This window comes from Pseudomaricurvus albidus (genome assembly GCF_018863235.1).
GTDB classification, from domain to species: Bacteria; Pseudomonadota; Gammaproteobacteria; order Pseudomonadales; family Cellvibrionaceae; genus Pseudomaricurvus; species Pseudomaricurvus albidus.
The window spans coordinates 1-17270 of record NZ_JAHKRS010000005.1; the positions used below are offsets into that span (position 1 = coordinate 1).

Here is a 17270-nt window from a genome sequence, read left to right on the forward strand (position 1 = left end):
TGTTATCCCGATTACCGTCACCGATGCAGCCGGTGCAACCGATACACAGGATCTCACCATTACAGTCACCGGTACCAATGATGGTGCTGTGATCAGCGGTGTGGATACGGGATCGATTACAGAAGATACCCTGGCCGGTCGTACCAAAACACTTTACGCTGGTGGCCAGTTAACGATCACAGACGTGGATGCAGGTGAAGCCCAGTTTCAGCCTGCAACAGCTCCGGGCGATCAGGGTTATGGCTCGTTTTCACTGTTGGCCGATGGCAGCTGGACATACCTCGCTGATAATTCTAATCCGGCTATTCAAAAGCTGGCGGCACATCAGCAGGTCACTGATTCAATCACAGTACAAAGCGCGGATGGTACGCAGCACATCGTGACAGTGACCATCATCGGCACCAACGATGCACCGATTATCAGCAAAACCCTGACGCCGGTTTCCATAAACGAAACCGACGCTCTCAATTTTCGTGTGCCCGCCAACGCTTTCACCGACATCGACGGCGACCACATCACTTTAAGTGCAACCTTGGCGGATGGCAGTCCATTGCCGTCCTGGTTGCATTTTAATCCGGCAACACAGACGTTTACCGGTCATCCGGATCACGCTGATGATGGCTCGGTCAGTGTTCGGATCAGTGCAGTCGATCCCTCCGGTGCTGAAGCACACCAGAACTTTTCACTCACGGTGGTCGACAATGTGGCGCCCAACGCGCCGACACTCAATCCACTGAATCCAAACAACCCCGGTATTCCATATATAGCCACTGGTACACCGACCTTCACGGGTACTGCTGAACCCGGAAGCCTGATCTCCATCCTGGATGGAACCAGGGTTCTCGGAACCGTGACCGCAGACGATAAAGGACATTTTACTTTTCAGCCAACCCAGCCCCTCACCGATGGTGATCACGCGTTTTCCATCACGGCCACTGATACTGCGGGTAACCAATCATCTGCGAGTGCGCCCTTGCCGACCACCGTTGATACTCAGACCCGGCCTGAATTACAGATCGACAGCATCGATAACTCGCTGGAAGTACATCACGACACCACCGGTAGCCATCCTGTGCACGGTGCAAACCATCCCGGCCATAGTGCCCACTGGGCTTCCAATGCGGTGGAGGTCACATCCGGTGATGTGACCATACACGGTGTTTCCACAGGCGTTACAGACGGCTCTACCGTCACTGTACATCTGGTTGATAAGCTGAATAACGCCAATACATTTGATCTCACGACCACGGTCACCGGGGGACAGTGGTCAGTGACGGTTCCCCACACCCAGATCGACAAGGTGGGCACCCACGACTGGCAGGTCGAGGTGAGTGCAGCCGATCTCTTTGGCAATACAGTACACACCACAACCGAGATTATTGACGAGGATGGCCTCAGCAAAACGCTGAGTGAGAACGGTGCCGCTGCGAATTTGGATCTGCTTGGCGATAACGACGGTATACAGGTCGGGCAGGTGCTTTATTCGAACGACGGGGTGCATTTCAGCAGTCAGTTGCCAGCCGGGGTCGCGCTTGATGCGGATGGTCATACCCTGCAGATCGATCCAGCTAACCCTGCGTTCGACCATCTCACACCAAATGATGAGGCCAAGGTTTACGTCCGCTACCTACTGACAGAGACAGTGGGTAGTGCCTCTGAGCATATCTTTCAGTCTGCCGTGGTTACCGTAACCGGCAGCAATGATGTGCCGGTCGTCACCGCCACTGATGTAGCCCATGCAGCAGATATAGGTGCTATTGATGAAGACAGCAGTAAAACCTTTACCACAGCAGAGCTGCTGAACCTGGTGGGTGCCAGCGACGCTGACGGCGACAGGCTGAGCATCAGTGCAGTCAACATCGATTCGCAGTACGGCGGCTTTACACAACAGGGGGATCACTGGTTATTTACGCCAGCTGCCAATGTCCACCACGATGACATTCCGATTACGGTTCAGGTTTCTGACGGAACGGCTGAGACCGAAGCACATGCAATTTTGGATCTCACGTCGGTAACTGATGCCGCCCAGGTATCTCTCGATATCTTGGCGGAGCAGTCCGTAGTCAACTTTAGTGGAACTGAAGCAGGCAGCGCTGAAATCAAAAATATCCCCAACGCTCAGACACTCAATGCGCTAGCGGTAGAGTTAACGGTAGTTGGTGATGCCCAGCCCGCTGAAAATGGTTTGATGTTTGCCCTCAGTACGAATGATCTTCAGCAAGTCCTGAATATTGGTGGTTTCTGTGTTACAAAACCACAGAACCTGACAATTTTATTTGGAAACGGCACCACTTACGAAACACACATTAATATGAATGCCGATCCGGGCTCGCACCGTTGGTCAATACTTTGGAATGGTGATTCAGGAACGCTTGATATTCTCAAAGATGGTCAGCCGATATGGCATGGCGATAATGTGGAAAAAGGTTACAGCCTTGAAGCAAACGACGCTGTTGCCACGATGGGTAATATCGCTTACCGGGATGATTACTTTGACCCTAACAATGACTGGAAGGGGGAGATATTCGATCTCTCGGTGGCTACAACCCTCGTCAATCCTGCAGCTTTGGCGAATGCGCCGTTACGTGATGTAGCCCATACATCTGACCTGATGCTGGATGTGCGGGTCCAGGGCGGTCAGATTGTCGATAGTGCAAGACACAGCCCGATCACATTGACGGGTGCGGTCTCTACCGTTGAGGCGATGGTAGATACTCACGTGATCCCACCCAACCCCGGCGCGTTGCTGCACCTGAGCCCGACCATCACCACCCAGGACCCGTATGACCAGGTAACGGGTATACACATTGGTGGTTTCGCGGCCGGCACCGTGCTGGACGATGGTCAGGGTCATCATCACACCATCACGGGCCCCACTGAGAGAGTCAATATCAGCGGCTGGACGCTCGGCGGGCTGACCGCACAGCTGCCCCAGGGTGATACCTCTAATATGCGTGTCACCCTGAATGTGGAAACCACCGGGCCGGACGGCACCCTAGCGTTATCCGATTTCAGCGCGGCTGTGATTCTCGATCCGACTGCGCCGGTACCTGATGCCACGGTTGGCGGGGAAGACACGAAAGCAACGGATGAAGACACTGCTGTATCCGGTGATCTGACTGTCAGCGATGCCGATGCTTCACAGGCCCACTTCACGATCCAGCATGATGTCGATGGCAACTACGGTAAGTTCAACGTCGACGCCGACGGGCACTGGAGCTACGCGCCCGACAACCGTGCTGATCACCTGGCTGCCGGAGCACATGAAAGCGAGACCTTTACTGTTACCACAACGGATGGCACAACACACGAGGTGGTCATCAACCTCACTGGCACCGACGATCCGGGACGCTTGATAGCCTCCACGCCTCACCCTGCAGACCTGGCTCAGCCCGATAAGGCATCGGGTGGTGTGTTCAAGGTCGTGGATATTGATAACCCGAATCTGAGCGCGATACGCCAGGAGAATACCGCAGGTCACTACGGGACCTTCAAAATCGGCACCGGAGGCGTATGGTTTTATCAAGTTGACCCGACAACGCCGGACTCTCAGCAACTAGGCAATGGGCAAACTGCGCAGGAACATTTCACAGTTGAATATTCTGATGGCAGCCAGCACACTCTGACTGTCGATATCTTGGGAACCAGCCACGGTCCCACCGTGATTAGCCAAGAAGTCAATTTGGGTAAGATGACGGAAGATACATCGCACAGTTTCTCCGAAACCGAGTTGCTGCAGATGTTTGGAGCCAGTACAGACGCCGGGGCCGACCTGCACGTGACTGACATCACGATAGATCCGCAGTACGGCAGTTTCAGTCATGAAAGTGACGGCAGCTGGACTTTTCATCCTGCTGCCAATGTGAGTGGTGACCATATTCCATTCACAATAACAGTGGGGGATGGGACTGCTAGCACCACCGGTGTCGGTGCCTTGGCTGTCACAAACATTCAGGATGCACCGACGGTCTCGATCACACCACTGTCGACCGACGAGGACACCCCATACTCGTTTAGCGCCGCCGACTTCGGTTTCACCGACGCGGATGCTGGCGACACGCTGAATCATGTCACCATCACTGGACTTCCCTCGGTTGCGGAAGGGCAATTGCTGCTTGATGGCAGCGCTGTTACTGCCAATCAACAGATCGATGTAGCAGACATCCCGAAACTGGTGTTCCAGCCTACGGCTGATTTCAATGGCGATGTCGCTTTCAAATACACCGTCAATGATGGCCATGCGGACTCTGCCGAGGCGACAGGAAACCTATCGGTGCAAGCTGTCGATGATGTCGTGATGGTCACGGCAACTGATGGCGCTCACGCAGCCGATCTTGGTAGTACAGCTGAGGACACAGCCAAAACCTTTAGTGAAGCCCAACTGCTGCAACTGGTAGGTGCCCATGATGTGGATGGTGACACCTTGCATGTGAGCACAGTCGCTGTCGACGCTGCCGCCGGCACCTTTGCCAAGAACCCCGACGGCTCCTGGACCTTCACCCCAACAGCAAATTTTGATGTTAGCCATTTACCGGTCACCATTGAGGTTACCGACGGCAACGGTATCACCCCGGCCTATGCGTTGATGGATATTTCTCCGGTCGCCGATACGCCGACTCTGGATATTTCTCTCGGTGGCAAGATTATTCTGACGCCCGTGGCTAGTCTCGCTACCGAAATGGGGGTGTCGACTGGTCAAACTTTTCTTGGTTCAACGTTCGTAGACTTTAACGGCTTCTATGATAAACCTGTGCTTTACGGGTCAGCTGAAGACTTGGCACATGTGACCGCCATTAAGGCGGGAGGTGAAACGCTTCATCTAGGCGCTGAAGTTCATGACCCTGAGCATGGCACTGGACGAGAGATCGTTGGAAATTGGAATATCAGGGCCTTTGTGGATAACTCCGGTGATGGCAGCGTAAAGCTAGTCGTGGATGATACTGCGCCGACCCAGATGACCTTCTCCATGCACTACACAGACGGGGAAGAGTTTGTGACGGATGTTGCTGACTGGGCGGACTTCACGGTCGATCGCACTCCGACCACCGGCGGCAGCCCGTCCAACAACTTCTCGGCTACCATCGACGAGGACACCCCGTTACCGCTATACCTCACCGTGGCGGATCCGGACACTTCAGAACAACTGACGATCACGATCTCCGGTCTGCCTGCCGGCGCCACCCTAAATGCCGGCACCGATAACCACGATGGCTCCTGGACCCTGAGTCCAGAGCAATTGTCAGGTCTGCAGATGACCCCCGCCGCGAATTGGAATGGCGAGATCAACCTCGCCATCACAGTCACAAGCACCGACGGCAGCAGCCATGCTGACACTACCAGCAATTTGAAGATAGCCGTCAACCCGGTGGAGGATCTCTCGACGGTCTCGGGCGAGGACCTTCGTGATGTCACTGAGGGCGTGAACGCCGGGCATCATGACCTTACAGTCAACGTTGTCGAGGGTTACCATAACAAATTTACGGGCCATACTCTGGCACCTGTGACGCTTGGCGATACAGCCACAGGGCAAATTTTTATCCCTATTGGTGGCCTCGATTCCAGCGGGATACAATTTCAGGTAGCCGGGTTTTCCGACTCGCTCCTGGTACGTTATGGCCACCACTTCGTTAATCTGGGTAATCCCGACTATGGCTTCCACGGTTATGCGGTCGTAGCGGACAATGATAAAGCCCTGTCGATTACGGCCAGTTATTCTGGGCTCGGTGCGCAATCGGAGATCGGCGGGGATCTGCATATTCAAGATGTTGATACCCCGGCGGCGACCTTTGTCGAGGTGAATGGAGCAGCTGGCGACCAAGGCTACGGTCAATTTAGCATGCACAATGGGCACTGGACCTTCGTGCCCGGTCCCAATGCTGAGGCGTTGCCCGACGGTCAGAAGGCCACCGAGACATTCACTTTTCATACTTCGGATGGTACCGAACATCAGGTGGTGATTAACCTCACCGGCAGTGATTCGGAATCACGATTTACCGGTTCACTGTCGGGGACCATCCAATCAAGTGCGGAACTCACTGCTCAGGATCAGGCAAGTGGTAGCCTGGGCATCTTCGATCCTGATGCCGGCACCACCCAACCGACGTTACCTGATATTACCAGCCAAGCTGGCGACAATGGTTATGGGCACTTCTCTTTACAAGATGGGCACTGGACCTACACACCGGACGAAGCAGCCGTCGCCCCATTAACAATACACGAACATGTGCAGGACTCCCTCACCATCCATGCCAGCGATGGCCGTGAAGTCGTCATCACTGTCGATATTACCGGTAGCAACTCTGCCCCGACCGTATCTGGCAGCGTGCACCTATCCAATCTTGGCGATGAATCCCCGGTAACGATAACCGAAGCACAGTTACTATCACACGCTTCCGACATCGATCTCGATGCTAACGAGTCGCTGAGCGTTAGTGGGGTCACAGTCGATCACGGTAGCATCACTCACCACAATGATGGCACCTGGACCTTCACTCCGGAACAAGGTTATACCGGCAGCGTCCAATTCAGTTACCAGGTAGAAGACCAGCATCATGGCGTCACGCACGCCTCTGCCGAGCTGACAATAGTTGATAACGATTTGGTTCCAACCGTTACTGCGACCGACAGTGCTCATGCCGCTGATTTAGGTAATACCGCTGAAGATACAACCATGACCTTCACTGAGGCCGATCTTCTGTCTAAGGTAGGCGCACACGATTCTGACGCAACAGATACGCTCAGTATCAGTGACATTACCTCACCTCATGGTAGTTTCACCAAGTTAGCCACTGGTGATTGGGAGTTTACGCCTGAAGCTAACTACCATGGCGATGATGTGGCTGTCAGTATTCAGGTGAGCGATGGAAGCCTTTCAACCACAGCACAAGCGATAATCGATATTACCTCTGTCACTGATGCGCCGATTATTAGCGCTTCGGTCACTGGCGTATCGACCATCACTCGTCAGGTTGAGACACCTGTGCAATCCCTGGTCGAAACAGCGACTGGCACTACAGATACCCCATTGGATCTCTCGTACTTAGAAGCTTCGGGCACGGATGGAATGCTCGGTAACACTGTCGCTTTTACCGTTCCATCCGGGGTTGATAATCACTGTATAACAGGCTTATTGATCGACGGCCAACTGGTGAGTGGTGATCCTGTTTACTGTGGGTTATACGACAGTAACAATCAGGATACGGTGGTCTTTCCCGATCTTGATGTTGCTACTTTCATGAATGCTCGGAACATCACTTTCCAATTTGCCGATAATGCGCCTGCGGAGCTTGATATCAAGATTACTTACGATTGGGGTGCAATAGGCTGGTCAGAAACTGAAACAGGTTTGCTTATGCAGGAAGCAGGCAGCTTACATATTGATCGGCATGGCACCGTTATGGAAATGCGAGAGACCGAAATCATGGCCTCTCCTGAAGACTCGCCGATTTCGCTTGATATTGATGTGCAGGCGGCAGCGGCCGATGACCAGTTGGTCAGTATTGTGATGACGGGCATACCTGACGGAGCCACCCTGTCAGCAGGTAGTCATAACGCAGATGGCTCCTGGACATTAGCACCTGCGGATTTGGCGGGTTTAACACTGACACCGGCTCAGGATTGGCGGGGGGACATCGATCTTCAAATTGTTGCTAAAACGTCAGATGGCACCCAAGAAGCGGAACAAAGCTCGACTCTCAGCGTGACTGTGGCGCCAGTTGCCGATGTGCCTACGGTCACAGTGAGTGCGGTGAGGAATGACGAAGATTCTACCTTCGACTTGGATATTCAATTGGGTGGGCATTTTGATGCCCACGAAAGCCAAAGCATAGAAATTTCGGGCATCCCTGTTGGCAGTTCTTTGAGTGCGGGGACATCAAGAGCGGATGGTGTTTGGGTACTCACACCTCAGGAACTGCCAAATTTATCGCTGACACTGCCTAAAGACTATGAAACCAGCTTAACGCTTGATGTAAAGGGTGTTGCTACCGATGAAGGGGGGGTTACAGGCAGTCAAACAGTACAGATGTCTGTTGAGGTTAATCCTTTAGAAGACGCGCCTGATGTTCGTCTAACATCAACTCCGGAGTTTAACGAAGATACATCTTATACCTTTCAACCGTCTGATTTCGGATTTCATGATGTAGATTCTGCCGATTCGCTACACCATGTGACACTGACCCAGCTCCCTGCTTCTGGTGTTTTGTTATTGAACGGTCAAGCCGTAACAACCGGGCAGCAGATTGACGCGGCTGATATTCCTCATCTGGTGTTTCAGCCAACGCAGGATTTTCAAGGTCAACTCTCTTTGGGCTTCACTGTTAATGATGGTCAGCTTGATTCTGCTGAATCCGTTATGAGATTGGACGTCATCAACGTTAATGACGCGGCCACCTTTACTGGTGATAAAACCGGCAGCATGACTGACGATAAGGACGCTCTTGCGACGATATCCGGACAGTTGACTGTGCATGACATTGATTCTGACCATCGTATTACGGTTCACTCCTACACAGGAGTAGAGACTTACCAGGGTTCAAATGGTTGGGGGTCGTTAAAGATTGATCCAGATGGTAACTGGGAGTACACGCTTAACGATCACACTATGGAATTACCCGAGGGTAAAGTGGTGACTGATAGCGTTACTGTTCACAGCGTTGACGGCACCCCTCAGGTGATTACCGTGACCATTACGGGCACCAATCAGGCCCCAATCGCCGGAGCTACGGTACATTTACCCGATGAAACCAGTGGCACACCGTTTACCATTAGTGAAGAGGCATTATTAGCTACTGCTCATGATGTTGACCTGCAAGCCGGTGAAGAACTCTCTGTTCATAACCTCCATGCAGGTTTTTCTAGTGTCACCGACAACGGCGATGGTACCTTCACGATAACGCCACAAAGTGGCTATACCGGTGAAATACAGATTTCATTTGAAGTGCATGATCCTCAAGGTGGTGTAGTGCAATCACTTGCTCTACTCGATATTTTACCTTCACCGACAATTACTGATGTAGCTAGCTCCAGTGATACTGTCGCCTCACAGTCGGACACCACAGCATTGCCGGAGCCGCCACTGCATGACTACATGCAATATGCCAGTATGGATGACAGCGGGTTGATGGAATCAGCGCCGGCTGAGGTGGCACATCTGGAAGATTATCTGGATCTGGCCGGTGTTGCTGCCAGCGATATCTTGCAGCCGGTCGATGTGCCGATGGCTCCAGATATAGATGGTCTGGATTCTACAGCAAGCGATTCATTACCTGGGCATCAAGACGCACAGGATCTTATTGATTCGATGCCGGTAGATTGGTCTGTGGATCATTATATCGATGATAGTCAACACCACGGTGGTTGATGCACCTATCCAACTGGTCTTTTCGTTGCTCGGCACGAGGGCAAAAGATTCGACATTTGATGATTTCAATCACCATGGTCAATAGTCAAAGTGGGCTAATCTGTTGTAGTTGATTGTTTAACGGGGCGATATCAGCGAAAATAGCGTCCCTTTAAACAACCCCAACAGGTTTACCCGCGCAATTCCCGTTGCACAGCAAGGTCCTCAGTGGGTGGAAATCTGTCAATAACCCGGAAAACCAGCCCAGATGTCAAACGCCGCATTCCAGCAACAAGTCGCCAAACGACGCACTTTCGCCATCATTTCCCACCCGGATGCTGGTAAAACCACCATTACCGAGAAACTGCTGCTGTTGGGCCAGTTGATTCAGGTGGCCGGTTCGGTGAAGGGCAAGGGCGCAGATCGTCACGCCACGTCTGACTGGATGGGGATGGAGCAGGAGCGGGGAATTTCCGTGACCTCGTCGGTGATGCAGTTTCCCTATCGGGATCGCATGGTCAATCTGCTGGATACCCCGGGGCACGAGGATTTCTCTGAGGATACTTACCGCACCCTGACGGCTGTGGATTCCGCCCTGATGGTGGTGGATGGCGCCAAGGGTGTGGAAGACCGGACCATCAAGCTGATGGAAGTTTGTCGTCTTCGCGATACGCCAATTATCAGTTTTGTAAACAAAATGGACCGCGATATCCGCGATCCGATTGAATTGCTGGATGAGATCGAAGACGTCCTCAAAATCGAGGGTGCCCCGATCAACTGGCCCATCGGTATGGGCAAGGAGTTCAAGGGCGTTTACAACCTCTATACCGACACTATTCATGTGTTTGAGCGTGGCTCCAACTATGTGATTCCGGAAGATATTCAGATCAAGGGCCTTGCCAGCGAGGAAGCCAAACAGCTGCTGGGGGTGTATTACGATGATTTTCTGGAAGAAATTGAATTGGTGCGCGGCGCCAGCCACGAGTTCGATATCGAGGCTTTTCTGGCGGGCAAACTGACACCCGTATTTTTTGGGACTGCACTGGCAAACTTTGGCGTGCGGGAAATGCTGGACGGTTTTGTGGAGTGGGCACCGGCACCTCTGCCAAGACCGACTGAAACCCGTGAGGTGACGGCCAATGAAGAGGCCTTCTCCGGATTTGTGTTTAAGATTCAGGCCAATATGGATCCGAAACACCGTGACCGTGTTGCGTTTATGCGTATCTGTTCGGGCTCTTACAAAAAGGGCATGAAGATGAAACACACCCGTCTTGGCAAGGATGTCAAAATTGCCGATGCGGTGAGCTTCAAGGCCGGTGAGCGGGTCATGGTGGACGAGGCTTTCTCGGGAGATATTATTGGCCTGCACAACCACGGTACCATCCAGATTGGAGACACCTTCACCGAAGGGGAAGTTCTTAAATACACGGGTATCCCGCACTTTGCGCCGGAGCTGTTCCGTAAAATTCGACTGAAAGACCCCCTCAAAACCAAGCAGCTGCAAAAAGGTTTGCAGCAGTTGTCCGAAGAAGGTTCCACTCAGGTTTTCTTCCCTGAGCGCTCCAACGACATCGTGGTGGGTGCGGTTGGTGTTCTGCAATTTGAAGTGGTTGCCTATCGCTTGAAAGACGAATACAAGGTTGAAGCGATTTATGAGCCGGTCAGCGTCAACACTGCTCGCTGGGTCGAGTGTGACGATGACAAGAAGTTCGAAGAATTCAAGCGCAAGTGTGCGGACAATCTGGCGATCGATGGCGGTGGGCACTTGACCTATCTGGCGCCGACGCGTGTGAATCTGGCACTAACCGAAGAACGATATCCCGAAGTGCGCTTCCGTGCGACCCGGGAGCACTGATTGATAACACATTAATAGATAAGAAAAGATGAAAACCCTGTATTGGCCTGGTGAGCGGGGGAGAACGCTCGCCCGCTGAGGCCATATGGGGTCGATTGAGAGAGATAGAGTATTCATCATGACCATAGAATCCTCGATACCGGAGCAAATGCCTCAGCGCAAACCCGGTTTTTCACAAAAGTTTGGCCGCTTTGTGTTGCGGTTAATGGGTTGGAAGTTGACCGGACAGCTGCCCAATGAACCCAGGCTTATGGTGATTCTGGCTCCCCACACATCCAACTGGGACTTTATTGTGGCCGTTGCGGTGTTGTTGGCCTTGAACCTGAAAATCTCTTTCATGATGAAAAAAGAAGCGTTTTTCTGGCCCTGCAAAAACATGTTTATGAATTTTGGCGCGATCCCCATTGATCGCAAAGAGGCTCGTGATGTGGTCACTCAGGCGGCAGGTTGGTACCAGGATCACGATAAGGTCTGGTTGGGGATTACGCCGGAAGGTACACGCAGTAAGGTGACATCGTGGAAAACCGGCTTCTTGCGTATTGCTCAAGCGGCGGATGTGCCCATAATGCTGGTGGGGATGGACGCGACCAAAAAGTCTGTGATTGTGGATAAGGTCGTTCGTGCTACGGGTGATCATGAGACTCAGGCGGAAGAAATTCGCCAATACATGAACGATAAATTCATCGGAATTAACCCTAAAAATCAATAATCTATACTGTGGGAAGTCTACCGGAAAGGATAACTGAAATGACTTCTCACTCTGCTCACAACGCCTCATGGGTTCTGGTATTACTGATCCTGTTGAGCGCTTGCTCAAGTCTCAAATCCGTCGATCTGGAACCGGAGTATTCCCCGGCCGCTGTCCATAATGATTTGTGGGATCAGCTGGATTCAATCAATCCAGGAGATTGGCAAATTCTGCTGAGCGACGGTGGACAATCTCTGGATTGGCGCCTGCTGGCCATTGATTCAGCAACCCGAAGTATTGATCTGCAGACTTTTTTGTGGAGCACCGATGTGGTGGGGTCCATGGTCATGGATCATTTGATTCGTGCCGCAGACCGTGGCGTTTTGGTCAAAATGCTTATCGACGATACCTTCCTTGCCGGTGAAGAGAGTTTTTTACTGGCGTTACACGAACACCCCAATATTGAATATAGGATTTATAACCCATACAAACGACGGGCTAAAAGTCTGGTGGGCCGAATGCTGGTGAATCTCAATGAGTTCCATCGGCTGGATCACCGTATGCACAATAAAGCCATGATCGTCGACAGTCAGGTGGCTATTGTCGGTGGTCGTAATCTCGCTGACGAATACTATGGACTGCACGGATTGGCCAATTTCAGAGATATGGAATTGCTGGTCGGTGGGCCGATCATCGAAGAACTCACCGACAGCTTTGATGAGTATTGGAACGATCACTGGTCCATTCCCATCGATCAGCTGTCCCATATTGAGCCATCCACGCTGGAGCTGGAAAAAGCTCGGGATATTGCCGCTGACAATACCCATCTGCATTCCGAAGAAACGGATCACGTTATGAAAGCACGCTGGGTGAACGCTGTTAAAAGTGCTTTTACGGGGGATGTGAGCCTATACGTGGATCTTCCTGCGCAGGACAGGCCTGAGGATACCGAAATGGCGCCGGTGCAGGTCGCTAATGAGCTGGTCCGGTTGTTTGATCAGGCGGAAGATGAAATCCTGCTGGTGTCTGCGTATTTGATACCCACCCCCCATCTTGAGGGTGCCATAGAACGTGCGGTTGATAGGGGGGTGAGCGTGAAAATCTTGACCAATTCACTCAGATCCAATAATCATCTGGCGGCTCACAGCGCTTACCGTAATCACATCAACACCTTGATGACTCACGGAGCAAAACTGCATGAAGTCAGAGCCGATGCCAAGCTGCGCTTTCTTTATATGTTCCCGCCAACCGATTCCAAAAATTTGGCATTACATGCAAAAGTGTTTGTCGTGGATAACGATAAAGTGTTTATTGGCAGCGCGAATCTGGATCCCAGATCTTTAAAATTAAATACCGAAATGGGGCTGTTGGTGGTAGATGACGCTCTGAATCAGGCTGTCAGGAAAAGTGTGGAGCCTGATTTTTCCAAAGCCAATGCATGGCATCTGGAGTTTAATGAAAAAGATCAGGTAGTTTGGATTTCAGATGAGGAAGTGCTGACGTCTCAACCCGCGAATTCTCATATGCAGCGATTGGAAGATTGGTTTATTTCTCATTTACCCGTAGAAGAAGAGATGTAGTTGAAAACGTAAAGTAGTTGAATAGCAGTAATGAGGAATATTAATGGAAGGGGTTGAGTTGTCTCTTGCCATGTTTGTCTTTCTGACAGCCATCGGTTTTTTAGCAGGTTTTATCAGTGCCATTGCGGGGTCCGGAGGATTGATTGTGTTGCCGGTTTTACTGGCTGCTGGTGTGCCCCCCTTAAATGCTCTGGCAACTAATAAATTCCAGAGCGTATTTGGTACTTTCTCTTCGGCCATGAACTTTTTACGCAAAGGGCATATCGATCTAGGGAGTATGAAATCTGCGATGATTTATGCGTTTGTGGGGGCTGTTTGCGGCACGCTGGCGGTCCAGCAGCTGGATTCAGAATTGCTCGAGCGTGTATTGCCCTATCTGTTGATTGCCTTGGCGATCTATGTTGCCATCTCTCCCCGTATGTCCGATGAAGACACTGAGCCTCGCTGGAGTGCCCGGCGCTTTGATGCAACCATTGGCGGTGGGATTGGTTTCTACGGAGGCTTTTTAGGGCCGGGCATGGGGTCTTTCTATGCGGTGGCCTTTTCGTCACTCCGAGGCTTTAATCTCCGCAAAGCGACCGCCCATACAAAACCTCTGGTTCTGGTGACGAATACCACGTCGATGGTGATCTTTATTCTGGCGGGGCAGGTGGTATGGGCGCTGGCTATTGCGATGGCGGTGGCTCAGTTTGTGGGCGCTCGTTTGGGTTCGCAGCTGGTCATTCACAAGGGTGCGGCTCTGGTTCAGCCTGTGTTAGTGGTGGTCATTTTGATTCTGGCTGTTAAATTGTTGGTTTTTCCATAAAGGGGAGTGTGTGCTGCTGTTAGTATCCATTTTGTTGAGTGTCCTGATTTGTGCCGCGGTACTGGGGATCTTGTTTTGGGTGAAGAATCCTTATTATCGTATCAATCGGGAAAAGACCATTCAGCTACTGGAATGGATGCTGCTCGGGCAGGCGACAGAGACAGACTGGCAATTCTTTTGCGGCTATCCTGTCCGCCATGACCCTCTGCTGGAACAGGTGAGGAAAAAGTGCCAGGACATTGATGAGGCGCATTTTATCGGCGATAACCGCGATGGTATTTTGTTGAGTCCTCAGGGGTTAGAGGATCTGAGAGAAGTGCTGGATCAGTTAAAACAAGACGTGATGAAAGACAAAGATTGAACCCATAAACCGGATTTGCATTCAGCGTTTAGGGCATACTGCCCGAGTCTACCGTTTGATCGAATAAGGAAGTTTTATGACCACCTCAAAAACACCGGTTTCGCGATTTATGATCGTGATAGCGTCTTTTGTGATTATTATTGCCGGAATGAAGTCCGCAGAAGCGTTACTGGTGCCTTTCTTGTTATCCCTGTTTATTGCGGTCATCTGTTTTCCTCCTTTGGGATGGTTAAAGAAAAAGGGGGTGCCCGGCTGGCTGGCTCTGGTGATTGTGCTGTCTGTAATCCTGATCGTGGCTTATCTCCTGGGAGTGGTGGTCGGCTCATCAATCAGTAATTTTCGTGACGACTTGCCCCAATACCAGGAGCGACTTCATGCTCTGAGTCTGAATGTCCAGGCATTTCTAAACAGTAAAGGGATTGAATTGCCAGAGAACATCTGGCGAGAAGTACTCAATCCCAGTGTGGCTCTTTCCTTTGTAGGCAATACATTGGCATCGTTTGGCAATGTGATGACCAATGCCGTACTGATTTTATTGACGGTGATTTTCATCCTGGCCGAGGAAGTTCGTTTCAGCGATAAAATCCTCTACGCCCATCCTCAGGCTGAATATATGGTGCGGGCAATGACACGGTTTACCCGCAGTATTAATCAATACATGGCGATAAAAACCGGTCTGAGTTTGCTGACTGGCGTGCTGATCATGATCTGGCTGTGGTGGGTAGGCGTTGATTACCCGGCCTTGTGGGGCTTGCTGGCCTTTTTGCTTAACTTTGTCCCCAATCTGGGCTCTATCCTGGCGGCTGTGCCTGCCGTATTGTTGGCGCTTGTGCAGCTGGGTGTGTCTGAAGCTTTGGTAACAGCCATCGGTTATATCGCTGTGAATGGTCTGGTCGGCAATGGTCTGGAGCCCCGCATGATGGGTAAAGGACTGGATTTGTCGACTTTGGTTGTATTCTTGTCTTTGGTTTTTTGGGGTTGGGTTCTGGGGCCTGTGGGTATGTTGTTGTCTGTGCCTCTGACCATGACGGTTAAAATTGCTCTGGAGAGTGCCGAAGGGACCCGCTGGATGGGAGTCATATTGGGGTCGGGGCGGGGTATCGATTTATCGTCAACCCAGGCTGCCGTTTCAAAATCCTAGAGGTCGCGTAAAAACAGTGGTACAGGTAGTAGATGAGGGGCCGAGGCGCTCCTCGGTGCTTGGGGAGTCATTTAGGTGAGGCCTTGTTGTCCGGTGACAGACCGTATCAGGGCAATGAAGGTTTAAGGGCGAACAACTTAGAATTGCAGGAAAAGACGGAATTGTACGTAATCTTCACTGACATCGGCTTGGTAGTTCAGATCGCTGAACTGCATTTTTGAGTGTTTGCCACTATCAGATTCATCATAGGTGCCGGTGAGGCGCTGGAGATCTTCCTGGGTCAGGCTGATGGATTCATCCGGATCCATGTAGGTCTGTGGCATGCTCGCGCCTGTTTGAGCATTTTTCAGGTACTGGAGCCACTGGCCTTCTTCAGTGCTGTCACTATCGGCGTGCGCAGAGAGGCTGCCCACCAATAAGAGCAAAGGCAGCAGCGTGCGAAATGGGTTAAGGCTTTTACCTGAACCGAGACGCATGAATGAGACCCTTTGGTTTTCTGAATGAACACTTATTTTGTCTGATTTTTGTGCCATTAACTGTTAAGCGTGCATCGTTTTTAGAGTTTTCTGTTATCAATGACTCGTATTTTGGATAATTGATAATAAACAGCCTTGCTGAATCGATGCCGGTCCTGGATCAACTCGTCGAAATCTGAAGGCGGATGCTTGAGGCTGGAGCTTAAATTATGCTTATAATGTGGCTTTATATGCCTATTTTGAGAGCGCTCAGCGCATAATTCAGGAACTTACCCGTTTGATCAGCACCACACTCACAGACGTTGTTCACGAAATCCTGCCGACGGCCCGAATTGAAACTCTGGATTTGAACAACGGTACAGGTATCCAACTTTACCTGATGAATGAAGATTACCCTCAGGACAGGTTGCCACAGGAGGCCGCTCTCAAGTTGATGGAACAGCCTTATTACTGGGCATTCTGTTGGGCATCAGGTCTGGTACTGTCGCAATACATCCTTTCCAATCCCGAGTTGGTGGCCGGCAAGCGTGTGGTGGATTTCGGGTGTGGTTCCGGAGTCGTGGCGATTGCCGCTGCCAAGGCCGGGGCACGTGAGGTGGTGGCCTGTGACATTGATCCTGTCGCCATGCAAGCCACCTATGAAAACGCACAGTTAAATCAGGTGTGTCTCACTTACAGCGATAACTTCGACAATATAGAAGGCCATGTCGACATCATCATCGTGGCTGATGTGCTCTACGATCGGGACAATTTCCCCTGGTTGGCGCGTTTTGCCGAGCGTGCCAATGATGTTCTGATTGCCGATTCCAGGGTTAAGAACTTTGATTTCCCCCCTTACCAGCAAGTTGATCGCCGGGAAGGTTGTACCATGCCGGATCTGGACGAATCGGCCGAGTTTCGAGATGTGCGTATCTATCGGGCCAGTTTCTGACTGGCTTGTGGGTCATCCGGATAATCGGCAACCCGTGTAAACAGCACGGGTACGTTTCTTCTTTACTTCCTTTTGTGACAGACATTCTGTCTG

Annotated in this window: 9 protein-coding genes; 8 read left to right on the plus strand and 1 reads right to left on the minus strand. The window is 51.5% G+C overall.

Annotated elements, in window-relative coordinates; all coding sequences use genetic code 11:
* The first annotated feature begins 10 nt into the window (after positions 1-10).
* The 7 genes from KOI40_RS09760 to KOI40_RS09790 all read left to right on the plus strand — a co-directional run bounded on the left by KOI40_RS09760 (position 11) and on the right by KOI40_RS09790 (position 15770).
* Positions 11-9361 (plus strand): cadherin-like domain-containing protein, encoded by a 9351-nt coding sequence (locus KOI40_RS09760; RefSeq protein ID WP_369413178.1) that lies wholly within the window; start codon positions 11-13, stop codon positions 9359-9361.
* Positions 9362-9608: 247 nt separating this feature from the next.
* Positions 9609-11195, plus strand: a complete 1587-nt coding sequence (locus KOI40_RS09765) for a peptide chain release factor 3 (protein WP_216097332.1) — start codon at positions 9609-9611, stop codon at positions 11193-11195.
* 118 nt (positions 11196-11313) lie between these two features.
* The gene (locus KOI40_RS09770; RefSeq protein ID WP_216097333.1) at positions 11314-11904 is read left to right on the plus strand and encodes a 1-acyl-sn-glycerol-3-phosphate acyltransferase; all 591 of its coding nucleotides are present in this window, start codon (positions 11314-11316) and stop codon (positions 11902-11904) included.
* A gap of 38 nt (positions 11905-11942) precedes the next feature.
* Complete coding sequence (locus tag KOI40_RS09775) at positions 11943-13463, plus strand: phospholipase D-like domain-containing protein (protein ID WP_216097334.1); 1521 nt, start codon at positions 11943-11945, stop codon at positions 13461-13463.
* A 43-nt stretch (positions 13464-13506) separates the two neighbouring features.
* The gene (locus tag KOI40_RS09780; protein WP_233710173.1) at positions 13507-14268 is read left to right on the plus strand and encodes a TSUP family transporter; all 762 of its coding nucleotides are present in this window, start codon (positions 13507-13509) and stop codon (positions 14266-14268) included.
* 10 nt (positions 14269-14278) lie between these two features.
* The gene (locus KOI40_RS09785; RefSeq protein WP_216097335.1) at positions 14279-14629 is read left to right on the plus strand and encodes a hypothetical protein; all 351 of its coding nucleotides are present in this window, start codon (positions 14279-14281) and stop codon (positions 14627-14629) included.
* A gap of 76 nt (positions 14630-14705) precedes the next feature.
* The gene (locus KOI40_RS09790) at positions 14706-15770 is read left to right on the plus strand and encodes an AI-2E family transporter (protein ID WP_216097336.1); all 1065 of its coding nucleotides are present in this window, start codon (positions 14706-14708) and stop codon (positions 15768-15770) included.
* Between the two features lie 137 nt (positions 15771-15907).
* Here KOI40_RS09790 and KOI40_RS09795 read toward each other — a convergent pair whose 3' ends face one another.
* Positions 15908-16246, minus strand: a complete 339-nt coding sequence (locus tag KOI40_RS09795) for a hypothetical protein (RefSeq protein WP_216097337.1) — start codon at positions 16244-16246, stop codon at positions 15908-15910.
* Between the two features lie 277 nt (positions 16247-16523).
* Between KOI40_RS09795 and KOI40_RS09800 the strand changes: the two genes are divergently transcribed.
* A complete protein-coding gene (locus KOI40_RS09800; RefSeq protein ID WP_304504202.1) occupies positions 16524-17177 on the plus strand; it encodes a class I SAM-dependent methyltransferase in 654 nt (217 codons plus the stop codon).
* Positions 17178-17270: the final 93 nt, after the last annotated feature.

Bases quoted from the DNA above. Each gene is read 5' to 3' on its own strand.
- KOI40_RS09795 (WP_216097337.1), bottom strand. From the start codon at position 16,246: ATGCGTCTCGGTTCAGGTAAAAGCCTTAACCCATTTCGCACGCTGCTG.
- KOI40_RS09790 (WP_216097336.1), top strand. From the start codon at position 14,706: ATGACCACCTCAAAAACACCGGTTTCGCGATTTATGATCGTGATAGCG.
- KOI40_RS09765 (WP_216097332.1), top strand. From the start codon at position 9,609: ATGTCAAACGCCGCATTCCAGCAACAAGTCGCCAAACGACGCACTTTC.
- KOI40_RS09780 (WP_233710173.1), top strand. From the start codon at position 13,507: ATGGAAGGGGTTGAGTTGTCTCTTGCCATGTTTGTCTTTCTGACAGCC.
- KOI40_RS09770 (WP_216097333.1), top strand. From the start codon at position 11,314: ATGACCATAGAATCCTCGATACCGGAGCAAATGCCTCAGCGCAAACCC.
- KOI40_RS09775 (WP_216097334.1), top strand. From the start codon at position 11,943: ATGACTTCTCACTCTGCTCACAACGCCTCATGGGTTCTGGTATTACTG.